Here is a 14,098-nt window from a genome sequence, read left to right as displayed (position 1 = left end):
AGCTAATTGCACATTTTTCAATGCAATTTTTCTATGTCTTCTGCTTTTTCTTTTTAGCCGCCGGAAATAAAACATTATTTAAAATAAGTCGGTAACCGGTAGAATTAGGGTGTAAGCTTAACTCAGTCGGCGGATCGCCTACCGCATGCTGGTAATCTTCCGGATCGTGCCCGCCATAAAACGTCCATTGACCTTTCCCGAAGTCTCCGTGGATGTATCGTGCTTCATTTGCAGCTTTATTTTCCCCTAAAATCAGCACGTCGGGTTTGATCAGATCTTTCTTAAAAGCGGTAGTTTGTCCCATAAAGCCTTTTATTACCTTATCATGGTTTTGTGTAAGCATAGTTGGAACAATATCCCATTTTGCTGAAAAATCAAACAGGGTAAAAAAGTCATTCGACTGGTCAATAGTTCTTACAGGAGTTACGTCAATATCAGAAAACTCATAATTGTAAGGGTTCATGTCCAGCTTGAAATTCTGGAAAGCAAAAGTCTTTGAATAGTTCAGTTTTGATTGTGCATCCGGGTCAATCCCATCTCCGTCAAACATGCTCTGACAAATATCAATTCCTTCCGCAGCCAAAGCAATATCAAAACTGTCTGTTCCCGAGCACATGGCAAAAAGGAAACCTCCTCCTGCACAAAAATTCTGAATGTTTTTTGCAACTGCCAGTTTCATCTGCGAGACTTTTTTATAGCCCATTTTTTTTGCCGTCGCTTCCTGCAGTTTCACATCCTCAATATACCAGGAAGCATTTCTGAAACTCTGCCAGAAGCGGCCGTACTGCCCTGTAAAATCCTCGTGGTGAAGATGCAGCCAATCGTATTTCGGGAGCTCGCCTTTTAAAACCTCTTCATCGTAAACAATATCGTAGGGAATTTCTGCGTAAGATAAAACCAGAGTAACGGCATCATCCCAGGGTAATTTATTTTTAGGAGAATAAACTGCAATTTTAGGAACCTTCTCCAGCTTTACCAGGTCCATGTTTACCTGTGGGTCAGAAATTTCATTCAGTATAAGATTTACTTTTGCATCTGCCAGTACCTCATATGAAACACCCCTTATCTTACATTCATTTTCAACATCAGTTGAATATTTCATAAGGAAACTTCCTCCCCGGTAATTCAGCAGCCAGTCGGCTTCTTGTCCGTTTTTTAAAGTCCAGTAAGTAATGCCATACGCTTTCAGATGATTTTTCTGGTCCTCATCCATCGGAATCAGGATAGAAGCGCCCCGGCTTACAAGCGATATAAAAAGAAATACAATGCAGCAAAATCCTCTCAACATTCTGTTTCAACGTTAATAATCTTTTAAAGGTATAAAACCGTCTTCATTTTACATTATCAATATGATTTTATCCGTTTAAATTAAATACTAACTTTGCGGCTTATTCTAAAGCTATGAGCAAAGCGATAATAAAAACAGAAAAAGGCGACATGACCGTTCAGTTTTACGACAAAGATGCGCCAAACACAGTGGCTAACTTTTTAAAGCTGGCTAAAGAAGGATTTTATAATGGAGTTACTTTCCATCGTGTTATCCCCAATTTTGTTATTCAGGGCGGTGATCCTACAGGCACAGGTGCCGGCGGCCCGGGCTATAGAATTAAATGTGAGTTAGATGGTGAAAACCAATATCATGATAGGGGAGTATTGTCAATGGCACATGCCGGACGTGATACAGGAGGTTCCCAGTTCTTTATTTGCCACAGTCGCCAAAATACGGCACATCTTGACAGAAACCACACCTGCTTCGGTAAAGTGATTGAAAATGTGGATGTGGTTGATGATATCCGTCAGGGAGATAAAATTTTAGGAATAGAAGTTATTGAGGAATAGATGTGAGAATAGAGAGTGGAGATATGAGAAAGGAACATGACTCTTTAATCTCATATCTCTTTTCTTCAATCTATAAAATATGAATTTAAGAGGAATCGTAGCTGTATCCGGTAAACCGGGATTATTTAAAGTAATCGGACAAAATAAATCGGGATTTGTTTTAGAAAGCCTGGACGGACAGAAGCTAAAGCTGGTTGTAAATTTATCAACAGCCAAGTTAGCATCACTGGAAGATATCACCATTTTTGGTGAAGATGATGATTTGAAACTTCAGGACATTCTGGAGAAAATGAAAAGTACTTCTTCTATACCCGAGGCAAAAGCAGATGGAACGACATTGCGTAATTTCTTCCGTGAAGTTGCTCCGGACCATGATGAGGAAAAGGTGTACTCTTCTGACATTAAGAAAATTATTAATTGGTTTAATATAATTAAGGATCAGCCGTTTTTTACAGAAAACGCTGAAGAATCTGCTGAAGAGCCGGTAGCAGAAGTTCAGGAAACTGTTCCTGCTGAAGAAACTAAAACTCCTGCAAAAGCTAAAAGAAAGAAAAAGGCTGAGGAATAACTCAGTCTTTTTTAATTGTATAGATTAAAAGAAATAAATAATAGCGGCACCAATTGCCAGTGCAATTAATATCCACAGCCAGAAATTTTTTTGCTCCTGCCCCGGATTTATTCCCTTATACCGGTAATTTCTTTTTCCGAATTCCATATACTTAAAATTAACACAAGCAATATACTTTTGTTCCCCTAAAGTGAACTTTCAACCTTTAACTTTCAACATCCAACTTATTCATGATGATAGGGCTCTCCTTTTAAAATAGTAAATGCCCGGTATAATTGTTCGGTAAAAAATAATCGTACCATCTGATGCGAAAATGTCATTTTAGACAGGGATATTTTTTCATTTGCACGTTTGTAAAGTGTTTCATCAAATCCATAAGGGCCACCGATTATAAATACCAGGTTTTGCACTCCTCCCGTCATTTTCTTGTTTAGAAAATTTGAAAAATTTAAGGAAGTAAGTTCTACACCTTTTTCATCCAGCAAAATAACATAGTCTTGCAGATTAATATGTTTTAATAAGAGCTCAGCTTCCTTTATTTTCTGTTGGGCCGCAGTGAGATTTTTCGTGTTCTTTATCTCAGGCAGTTCAGCCAGTTTAAATGAAATGTAGTGCTGCAACCGTTTAAAATATTTCTCTATTCCTTCTTTTAGGTATTTTTCCTCTGTTTTTCCAACAGAAAGCAAGCTGATCTTCAATTTCTTTAATTTATATTATTTTCTTTAAAGGCAATAAAATAAATTTTCTTTCGAGTAATTGGAAAGAAATCTCCATTTTTATAAATATCAATTTTTAGAATTGATTAAACTAACTAAACTCGTCTATAAAATTAAAATCATTTATGAAACGTTTACGCCAATTAAACTTCTTTTATTCCCTGATACTGCTTTCGGGAGTACTCCTGCTAGCAGGATGGATTAGCAAAGAGAAAGAAGATCCGACCACAAAAAAAATTGACGATTTAATTGCGAAAATGACTTTTGAGGAAAAAGCAGGTCAGTTGAATTTTCGCGTAGCGGGTGTGGTAACGGGTCCAACGGCAACACCAATGGAAGCGAAAGTTTTAGAAGACCTGGTAAAACAGGGCAAGGTAGGCGGATTCTTTAATGGTTATGGTGCAGAATTTACCCGTAGGCTGCAGCAGACTGCAATGGAAAACTCGCGACTAAAAATTCCCTTGCTTTTTGGTGGTGATGTTGTACATGGGTTTAAAACAATATTCCCTATTCCCTTAGCGCAGGCGGCAAGCTGGGATATGGATGAAATAGAAAAGGCGGAAAGAATTGCCGCTATTGAAGCTTCTGCCGCCGGTATTAACTGGACTTTCGCTCCCATGGTTGACATCAGCAGAGATCCGCGTTGGGGGAGAATAGCGGAAGGTTCGGGAGAAGACGCGTATCTGGGTTCTAAAATAGCAATAGCAAGAGTTAAAGGATTCCAGGGAAATGATCTTAAATCTGCAAGTTCAATTTTGGCTTGTACGAAACATTTTGCCGCTTATGGTGCAGCAGAAGCGGGGCGTGACTATAATGTGGCTGACATGTCAGAACGGACCTTCAGAGACGTATATCTTCCTCCATACAAAGCTACGATTGACGCAGGAGTAGCCACTTTTATGGCAGCGTTTAATGAAGTTGAAGGTGTACCGGCTCATGGAAGTGATTATCTTCTCAATCAGATACTGAGAAAAGAATGGGGTTTTAAAGGCCTGGTAGTTTCAGATTATAACGGCATTAACGAAATGATTTCTCATGGAGTGGTTTCAGATCAACCAGAAGCTGTTGAACTGGCAATAGAAGCAGGGGTTGATATGGATATGCAGGGCGAAGCATATATTAACCAGCTACCCAAACTGGTTAAAGAAGGAAAAGTTAGTATGGCAACTTTAGATCAGGCTGTACGCAGAGTTCTTAAACTGAAATTTGATCTGGGATTATTCGAAAATCCTTATAAATACAGCAACGTTGCAAGAGAGCAGAATGAAATTTTAACTAAAGAGCATCTGGACGCAGCAAAAATACTGGCAGAAAAATCTATGGTATTGCTGAAAAATGCCAATAATCTTCTGCCTTTAAGTAAAGAAGTGAAAACACTGGCTGTAATCGGACCACTGGCAAATAATAAAAAAGATTTAAACGGAACATGGGCGTTCTTCGGTAATGCAAATGACCCTGTTTCAATTTTAGAAGGAATTAAGCAAAAGGTATCTAAAAATACAAAAGTGCTCTTTGCAGAAGGGGCTGACATAAAGGGAGAATCACGGGATAAATTTACAGAGGCCGTTAATGTTGCAAAACAAGCCGATGTAGTTGTTCTTTGTATCGGGGAAAATTCTGATATGAGTGGAGAGGCCGCATCAAGAAGCATGCTGGATTTGCCGGGAGTACAGCAGGAGTTCACCGACGAACTGGTTAAAACAGGTAAGCCCTTGGTTGTACTTTTAACCAGCGGCAGGCCTTTGACGATTGAAAAACTTGATAAAACCGTTCCGGCAATTCTGCAAACATGGTTTCTTGGTACACAAACCGGACCGGCGGTAGCAAGTGTGTTGTTCGGTGACTACAATCCTTCCGGGAAATTACCGGTGACTTTTCCAAGGAATGTCGGACAAATTCCCGTTTATTACAATCACAAAAATACCGGCAGGCCTTATGATGAAGCAAAAGATCCGCAGGGCAATGTGAAATATGCTTCTAAATATCTGGATGTTTTAAATTCTCCTTTATATCCGTTTGGATACGGGTTAAGCTATACCAGTTTTGATTACTCAGATATTAAATTAAGTAAAACTGAAATCAGTATGAACGAAAAACTGGAAGTGTCTGTGGAAGTAAAGAATTCAGGAAAAAGAGATGGGGAAGAAGTAGTTCAACTGTACGTTCAGGATTTGGTTGGAAGTGTAACCAGGCCGGTTAAGGAACTTAAGGGATTTAAGAAAATTAAATTAAAAGCGGGTGAATCAAAGGAGGTAACGTTTCAGCTAAGTTCAGATAATCTGGCATTTCATAAACGCGATATGAGTTTTGGAGCAGAGCCAGGAAAGTTTAAGGTGTTTGTTGGCACCAGTTCTGCAGATGTGAAAGAAGCAGGGTTTACATTAAAATAAAAGATCTCCAAAAGTTTAAAAACTTTGTAGATCTCTCCAATAAAAAGTCCTGCTTAAAATTAGTTAAGCAGGACTTTTTATTAAAAATTAACCTTAAACAGCTTGTTTCTGGCGAATAATATTTAAAGCTGCTCCTGCTTTAAACCATTCTATTTGCTGTTCATTATACGTATGATTTACCTGGAATGAGTCCTGAGAACCATCAGCATGATTAAGAACAACTGTTAACTGTTTTCCTGGTGCAAAACTTGTTAACCCTAATACATCAATCACATCATCCTCCTGAACTTTATTGTAATCAGCAGGGTCTGCAAAAGTAATTCCCAGCATACCTTGTTTTTTCAGATTTGTTTCGTGGATACGAGCAAAAGATTTAACAAGAATTACACGAACACCCAGATGACGCGGTTCCATGGCAGCATGTTCGCGTGAAGAACCTTCTCCGTAATTTTCATCTCCTACAACTACAGTTCCAATTCCGGCTGCTTTATAAGCACGCTGAGTTGCAGGTACAGGACCATAAACTCCTGTTAGCTGGTTTTTAACAGAATCAGCCGTGTCATTGAAATAGTTAATCGCACCGATCAGCATGTTGTTGGAAATATTATCCAAATGTCCGCGGAACTTTAACCAGGGGCCGGCCATAGAAATATGGTCAGTTGTACATTTTCCTTTGGCCTTAATAAGGAGTTTCAAACCTTTCAGGTCTGTTCCTTCCCATGCAGGAAATGGATCCAGCAACTGTAAACGGCTTGATTTTGGGTCTACCAGAACCTGAACCTGGCTTCCGTCGGTAGCAGGTGCCTGGTAACCGGCATCTTCAACTGCATATCCTTTAATCGGCATTTCCAAACCCTTAGGCTCGTCCAGTTTAACCGCTTGGCCTTCTTCGTTTATTAATGTATCTGTTAAAGGATTGAAGGTAAGATCACCGGCAATAGCTAAAGCAGTTGTGATTTCAGGCGAAGCTACAAACGCATGCGTATTTGGATTACCATCGTTCCTTTTTGCGAAGTTTCTGTTAAAAGAAGTTACTATGGAGTTAGCTTTACTCGGATCGTCTGTGTGACGAGCCCATTGCCCGATACATGGTCCGCAGGCATTTGCTAATACAACACCTCCGATTTGCTCAAAAGTATCAAGATAGCCATCTCGTTCAACAGTATAACGAACAAGTTCAGAGCCAGGTGTAACAGTATATTCTGATCTTACTTTTAATTTTTTATCAATAGCCTGCTGTGCAAGAGATGCTGCACGGGTAATGTCTTCATAAGATGAGTTTGTGCAGGAGCCAATTAATCCTACATCTAATTTTGCAGGCCAGTTATGTTCTTTAACAGCGGTAGCAAATTTGGAAATAGGCCATGCAAGGTCCGGAGTAAATGGTCCGTTTACATGAGGTTCCAGTTCAGAAAGATTTATTTCAATTACCTGATCAAAATATTGTTCGGGATTTGAATAAACTTCTTCATCTCCTGTTAAATCCTGTTTTATTTGATTCGCAAGATCGGCGATGTCAGAACGGTTAGTACCTCTTAAATAAGATTCAGATTTTTCATCGTAACCAAAAATAGAAGTGGTAGCGCCAATTTCAGCACCCATATTACAAATAGTAGCCTTTCCGGTAGCTGAAAGTGATCTTGCCCCTTCGCCGAAGTATTCAACAATACAACCGGTTCCTCCCTTTACGGTCAGAATTCCTGCAACTTTTAGGATCACATCTTTTGCTGCAGCCCATCCCGATAGTTTACCTGTAAGTTTTACACCTATAAGTTTTGGAAATTTTAATTCCCAGGCGAAGCCAGCCATCACATCACATGCATCTGCACCACCTACTCCAATAGCAACCATTCCCAAGCCGCCGGCATTCGGTGTGTGCGAATCGGTTCCGATCATCATACCGCCGGGGAAGGCATAATTTTCCAGTACAACCTGGTGTATAATTCCTGCTCCTGGTTTCCAGAAACCAATTCCGTATTTGTTGGAAACAGATGCAAGGAAATCGTAAACTTCTTTGTTTGTATTATTTGCGGTACTCAAATCTTCAGAAGCCCCAACTTTTGCCTGAATAAGGTGGTCGCAGTGAACGGTAGAAGGCACAGCTACCTGCGGCCTGCCAGCCTGCATAAATTGCAATAAGGCCATTTGTGCTGTGGCATCCTGCATAGCAACCCGGTCTGGCGCAAAATCAACGTAAGAAACTCCACGCTCATACGCTTTATCTGCTTCTCCTCCCCATAAGTGAGAGTATAGTATTTTTTCAGTTAATGTTAAAGGTTTACCTACGACTTTCCTGGCAGCATTAATTCTGCTGCTCATTCTGTTGTAAACCTCCTGGATCATGTCTAAGTCAAATGCCATGTTAATGTTTGATCTTTAAGATTATAAGAGAAATGGAAACACGCAAAGTTATAAAAAATTGATGAAGAGCGGTTAAAGATCCGAGCAAATATTATTGAAAAATATTTAGAAAAAATTTCTGGACAGGTGTATCTTTTTGAGGAATGGTAAAGTGGATTTAATTGTTAAGAAAACCTTTTATGTAAACTTTCGTAAAAGTTTTAGTAAAATTGAAACTGTGAAAAAAGTGTGAAAGGATAGGTGGGGAAAATTGGGGCAAAAAATCCACTCAGTAAAATCGAAATCATAGCTTAAACATTGATTGGCTGCGTGGAATAGAAATTGCCTTATTGCGCGTGTGTATTATTTTTCGCACTCTGCAGATTTGCAGCTTGTTCATTTACGCTTTAATTACGATGGCTCCATTACATATATTCCAGATTGATAAAATTAAGAAAACGCTTCCCGTTTTGTTAATTTGTTTATTTGGGTTCTTTCAGTTTGCTCAGGCGCAATTCCCGTACGGAGAAACATATAAACGATCTACAGCCCCAGGTACTGTTTACGGTCAGAGTGCAGCTTTAACCGGTGGTACAATTGATCCCGGGACAGATGGGTATCTGCGTCTAACAAGCAATGCTGGTTATCAGAAGGGATATGCCTACAGTGATGCTAAATTCCCTTCCGCTCATGGTATAAAGGCTAATTTTGAGTACTTTACTTATGGGGGAACGGGAGCTGATGGTTTTACGTTTTTCCTGTTTGATGCAAGTATAACTGCTTTTGACCAGGGAGCATATGGAGGAAGCTTAGGATATGCACAAAGTAGTAATCCGCCCACATTGGGAATGAATGGTGGTTTTCTCGGGGTAGGTTTTGATGAGTATGGTAATTATGGAGTAGGAACAGAAGGAAAGGGAGCCGGTTCTAATAGCTTTAGTACAACCACTGGAACGGTTGCTAATTCCATTGTAATTAGGGGGCAGGACGATGGCTCTCGAGGGGGCTATCCCTTTATTGCCGGAGTTCATACCAGTAGTGGAACTTATACTCCTAGGCTCGCAAGTGCTGATCGATTCCCTATTTCCGGAGGAACTGCACGTGTAACAAATCCTACTCAAGCTGGTTATCGAAAAGTATATGTTGATATTGTACCTAACAGCATTCCCAATCCAACCTCATTTACTATTACAGTCCAGGTTTATGTTGGAGAACTTGGAAGGATTATTACAGTTATAAATGGGGCAACGTATGCTCCAACCTCAATACCGACCTATTTAAAAGCGGGTTTTGCTGCTTCAACGGGGGGCTCAACGAATTATCACGAAATCCGGGGGATGGATGTCAATTACTCCGATGGGACAGGGCTCACTAATCCAACGGCGACTAACGATGACGTAATTGTTTTCAAGGATATCACAGCAATAATCGATGTTTTTAATAATGATGTTCTCTCTAATGAGCCGAAAGACTATAACCGGAGTTCAATAGATTTGGATCCGGGTACAGCCGGACAACAAACTTCTTTGCTTGTTCCTGGAAAAGGAACTTTTTCCGTTAGTTCCGACTTCTATTCCGACGGAAAGGTGACTTTCGTGCCGGTCAGCGGATTTACCGGCACTGCTTCTGTTTCTTATAATTACAAAGATAATTACGGTTTTCAGTCAAACACCGCCACTTTGACGGTTACTGTTGATACAGGAACAGCACCTGATATGAGCATTACTGCCCCGGCAACAACTTCTTTTTGTGCCGGCAACGGAAACCCTGCAGCAATTACCGGTAATTCTGTTACAGGGTATACCTTACAATGGCAAAGTTCTACCGACGGAACAACATTTACTAATATTTCAGGTGCAACATCCGCTAACTACAATCCCGGCACCTTAACTTCAACTACATACTATCGTCGTGTTGCCACTTCTACCACAGCGGGAGGGACAATATATTACAGTAATACGGTAGCCGTTACGGTACAGCCCACCATTACGACTAATACACTAAAATCATTCGATGATGTGGCTACCGGTACTGCACCTGTTTCCATAACGGTTCGTACGGGAAGTACTCCTGGTGCACTCGGCACAAATGTTTTGACAGGTACTACTGCTCAAAAAGCAGGGTATACTTATCAATGGCAATATTTTACCAACGCCGGAGTAGTTACGCCTACAGAGGCTATGTGGCAAAATATTACTTCTGCTTATGGTACTACCAATTCCACAGGCGAATATTTGTATCCGGCTTCACAAACAACAGCGCAGTATATATACTATAGAAGAATAGTAAATGCAGGTACTTGTGCTGATGCAAGTACTAATTATATCAGGATTCGATTCCTGAATAGCAACAGAACTAATGTCATTGGTACAGATGCAGTTTATTGTACAGGTTCAGATCCTGTGACATTAACTAATATCGCCAATAGTGCTGGAACGACATATGAATGGCAGAGGTCGACCGATAACATTAATTGGACAACCGGGATTGGAACTGGTCAAACATTTAATCCGCCGGTAATAACTGCCACCACTTACTATCGTAGAAAAATAGAGTCGACTCCCGAGTCTTATAGTAATGTTGTTACTTTATGGGTAGCACAACTTCCAACAGTTACATCTCAGCCTTCCAACCAGGCAATTTGTTCAGGGAGTAATACTACTTTTAGTGTAACAGCTTCTGCTACCGACGATCCACCATTCAGCTACCAATGGCAAGTTTCAACTGACGGCGGTAGCACATTTAGTGATATAGCCAACGGAGGAGTGTATTCTACTGCTACTACTTCTACATTAACTATTACAGGTGCTACTGTTGGTATGAATACTTATCAGTATCGTTGCGTGGTTTCAGTAAAAAGTGGAACAACCGCCTGTACTTCCAGCGCTTCCAATGCTGCTACCTTAACAGTTAACACGGGCGCAACTCTGAATTCATCTCCGTCAAATACTTCTGTTTGTCCGGCAACTACCGCAACTTTTACAGTGGGAGCAAGTGGCTTGGGTGTAAGCTATCAATGGCAATACAGAACAAGTTCTTCGGGTACCTGGGCTGATTTAAGTAATGATGCTACATACAGTGGTGTTACAACAAGTTCTCTTAAAGTCGTTGCCTCCGCCGCCATATCGGGTTATCAGTACCGTGCGTTAATTGCTAACCAATGTACTCCTTCCACAGCAAGTAGTGTCGCAACTTTAACGGTTTATGCCGCAATTGGCAATAATATAATAACAACCGCAGCTGCTTCTTATAATTGTGCAGGTACTCCTTTCTTTATAAATGCAGGTTATCCTACAGGCGGACCTTCTGGTACTTATACTTTTCAATGGCAAAGTTCAACAGACAATGTTACCTGGTCTAACATTTCCGGAGCAACCTCACAGGGATATGGACCGCCAGAATTTTCTGCCACTACTTATTTTAGAAGAATAGTTTATTCGGGAACATGTAGTGATGTTAGCAGTCCGGTTACATTTACTATAAATACAACAGGTATTACAAATAATACTATTTCAGCTACTGGGTCTGTAACCTCATGCGCCAGTTTCAATCCGGGACAACTTCAGGGAACTTATCCGGCGGGCAGCGGTTCATCTACATATAGCTTTCAATGGCAAATATCTACAGACAACGTTACTTTTACTAATATAGGTGGTGCTACCGCACAGAATTATTCTCCCGGAACTGTTACTGCAACAAGATATTTCAGAAGGTTAGTAACATCCGGAGGCTGTTCAAATTACAGTAATGTTTTAACTATTACGGTAGGTTCTGTTCCAAGCTCTGCTTTGGCAATTACAGGCAGCAATCTGGTGTGCGCACCTTCTACCGGGCAGGCCTATTCCATAAGTGCAATAACGGGTGCAACTTCTTATTCGTGGTCTTATAGTGGTACCGGAGCAACAATTACCGGAGGAACAACCAGATCGATAACTGTCAATTTCAGTTCTACAGCTACTTCAGGAAATTTAGTCGTAACAGTTAACAGTTCCTGCGGTACATCAACTAACTCTTTAGCCCTTACAGTTAATCCGGTTCCGGCTTTAACAAGCGGCTTAACTCCTTCAGCAATATGCAGTGAATCTGCTTTTGCTTATACACCTACAAGTAATGCTACCAGTTCAACTAATCTAGCACTAAATAAATTTGCAACTGCCTCTTCCTATGAAAATATAACTACGATGCCTGCATCTTATGCAATAGATGGTAATAGCACAGGCACTCGTTGGTCCAGCGCCTTTTCTGATCCTCAATATATCACAGTAGATTTAGGAGCAAGCTATAATGTAAATCAGGTTAAAATTACCTGGGAGAATGCTTATGGTAAAGATTTTAAAATCCAAGTTTCTGATGACAACCTAACATGGACTGATTTAAAAGTAGTAACAGGAAATACTCTTTTAGCGAACGACTACACGGGATTGTCAGGCTCTGGTAGGTATGTTAGAATGTATGGAACTGCCCGAGGAACGGGATATGGATTTTCAATGTATGAATTCGAGGTTTATGGTACTCCTGTTGTAACTTATTCATGGAGTCGTGCTGCAGTAACAGGTATTAGTAATTCGGCAGTTACCGGTACTGGCAGTGTAAATGAAACTCTTACAAATACGACAACTTCTCCGGTAAATGTTGTTTATGCGTATACAATAACTGCCAATGGTTGTAGTAATACCCAAAATGTAACTGTTACAGTAAATCCAAAACCAAATGTATCAAATCAAACAGCGGCCACTTGTAGTGGAGCAGCATTTACCGTTACTCCAACCGGAGTGCCGGCGGGAACAACTTATACTTGGTCTGCTCCTGTAGTAACAGGAGGATTAACCGGAGGAAGTGCCCAGGCAACAGGAGTAACTTCGATTAGCCAAACTCTTACTAATCCAACAACATCAGTTCAGACAGCAACCTATACAGTAACTCCCACATCGGGAAGTTGTGTTGGAAATACGTTTACAGTTACGATAACGGTAAATCCTAAACCGAGTGTAACCAGTCAAACCGCTACTATTTGTAGTGGATCATCCTTTACAGTTACTCCGTCAGGAGTTCCGGCAGGAACGACTTATACCTGGTCCGCGCCTTTAGTAACGGGAGGGTTAACCGGAGGAAGCGCTCAGGCAACAGGGGTATCTTCTATTAGCCAGACTCTTACTAACCCAACTACATCGGTTCAGACTGCGACATATACAGTAACTCCTGCAGCAGGCGGTTGTACAGGAAATACCTTTACAGTTACAGTAACGGTAAATCCAAGTGCTGTAATTACTTTGACCTCAGCCGCGGGAACCACTGCACAAACATTATGTATTAATACACCAATTACACCAATTACTTATTCAGTAACAGGTGGAGGAACCGGAGCAGGTGTAACCGGCTTGCCGGCAGGTGTAACAGGAAATTTCAGTGGAGGTGTATTTTCTATCAGTGGAACACCTACCACGTCAGGTACTTTTAATTATACGGTAACTACTACAGGAACCTGTACTCAGACAACCGCAACTGGAACCATTATAGTTAATCCTTTGCCTGTTATTACTACACAACCATCAGACATTACAGTTTGTGAGGGAGGTAATGGGTCCTCTACAGTTTCAGCAACAGGTACGGGTCTTACTTACCAGTGGCAGGCATTCAGTGGAGGTAGCTGGATTAATGTTCCGGCGATGACTGGAGTTTCAGGAGCTACAAGTTCTACTATTTCAGGATCTAATGTTCCGTTAGCCTACAATGGATATCAGTTTCGTGTAATTGTTACATCAAACGGGTGTTCTGTTGTATCAAATGCTGTTACGTTAAACGTCAATCAAACTCCAACTATCGCAAATGCTGGCTCTGATCAGGCTATCAATAAATCAACAGCAACTGCAACAGTTACACTAAATGCCAACAGTCCAACTGTTGGCACCGGTATCTGGGCAAAAATATCAGGACCTGCAAGCTTTACTATTACAAATGCGACCTTGAACAATACTACAGTTACCGGACTTACATCTGGGACCTATGTCTTCCAATGGTCAATAAGCAACGGAAGTTGTACTTCAAGTATTGACCAGGTTCAGATTTCTATTAATACAATCCCTGTAGCTACCCCTCAAAGCATCACCACCGCAGAAGATACTCCTAAGAGCGGCAGCTTATCAGGAACGGATGCCGAGGGCAGCACTTTGACATATGCCAAAGGCACCGATCCTGCACACGGAAGCGTAACAATCAATGCCACTACAGGAGCCTATACCTATACT

Annotated in this window: 8 protein-coding genes; 4 read left to right on the top strand and 4 right to left on the bottom strand. The window is 40.9% G+C overall.

All coding sequences use genetic code 11. The annotated features are described in order from the left end of the window. Window positions 1–31: 31 nt before the first annotated feature. Window positions 32–1,213: an asparagine synthetase B gene (locus ACLCDL_RS13330; RefSeq protein ID WP_423148966.1), complete on the bottom strand. Its 1,182-nt coding sequence runs from the start codon at window positions 1,211–1,213 to the stop codon at window positions 32–34. Window positions 1,214–1,401: 188 nt separating this feature from the next. Here ACLCDL_RS13330 and ACLCDL_RS13325 point away from each other — a divergent pair, with 188 nt between their 5' ends. Further along, on the top strand, window positions 1,402–1,839 hold the full coding sequence (locus ACLCDL_RS13325; protein WP_423148829.1) for a peptidylprolyl isomerase: 438 nt from the start codon (window positions 1,402–1,404) through the stop codon (window positions 1,837–1,839). Between the two features lie 79 nt (window positions 1,840–1,918). Beyond that, window positions 1,919–2,407, top strand: a complete 489-nt coding sequence (locus ACLCDL_RS13320; protein WP_423148828.1) for a DUF5606 family protein — start codon at window positions 1,919–1,921, stop codon at window positions 2,405–2,407. A 24-nt stretch (window positions 2,408–2,431) separates the two neighbouring features. On the opposite strand, the gene ACLCDL_RS13315 is transcribed toward ACLCDL_RS13320, so the two are convergent. Together ACLCDL_RS13315 and rlmH are read right to left on the bottom strand one after the other, a co-directional pair. Then, window positions 2,432–2,554: a hypothetical protein gene (locus tag ACLCDL_RS13315; RefSeq protein WP_423148827.1), complete on the bottom strand. Its 123-nt coding sequence runs from the start codon at window positions 2,552–2,554 to the stop codon at window positions 2,432–2,434. 77 nt (window positions 2,555–2,631) lie between these two features. Then, a complete protein-coding gene (rlmH, locus tag ACLCDL_RS13310; protein ID WP_423148825.1) occupies window positions 2,632–3,105 on the bottom strand; it encodes a 23S rRNA (pseudouridine(1915)-N(3))-methyltransferase RlmH in 474 nt (157 codons plus the stop codon). 143 nt (window positions 3,106–3,248) lie between these two features. Between rlmH and bglX the strand changes: the two genes are divergently transcribed. Further along, window positions 3,249–5,513: a beta-glucosidase BglX gene (bglX, locus tag ACLCDL_RS13305; protein ID WP_423148824.1), complete on the top strand. Its 2,265-nt coding sequence runs from the start codon at window positions 3,249–3,251 to the stop codon at window positions 5,511–5,513. Between the two features lie 93 nt (window positions 5,514–5,606). On the opposite strand, the gene ACLCDL_RS13300 is transcribed toward bglX, so the two are convergent. After that, window positions 5,607–7,874, bottom strand: coding sequence for an aconitate hydratase (locus tag ACLCDL_RS13300; RefSeq protein ID WP_423148823.1), 2,268 nt, complete (start codon window positions 7,872–7,874; stop codon window positions 5,607–5,609). 395 nt (window positions 7,875–8,269) lie between these two features. Here ACLCDL_RS13300 and ACLCDL_RS13295 point away from each other — a divergent pair. After that, a partial coding sequence (locus ACLCDL_RS13295) for a discoidin domain-containing protein (protein ID WP_423148821.1) occupies window positions 8,270–14,098 on the top strand: 5,829 nt, incomplete at its 3' end.

The sequence above is a fragment of the Rubrilithobacter danxiaensis genome (assembly GCF_047272945.1).
In the GTDB taxonomy this organism is placed as follows: domain Bacteria; phylum Bacteroidota; class Bacteroidia; order Sphingobacteriales; family Sphingobacteriaceae; genus Rubrolithibacter; species Rubrolithibacter danxiaensis.
This window is presented reverse-complemented; position numbering and strand designations above follow the sequence as displayed.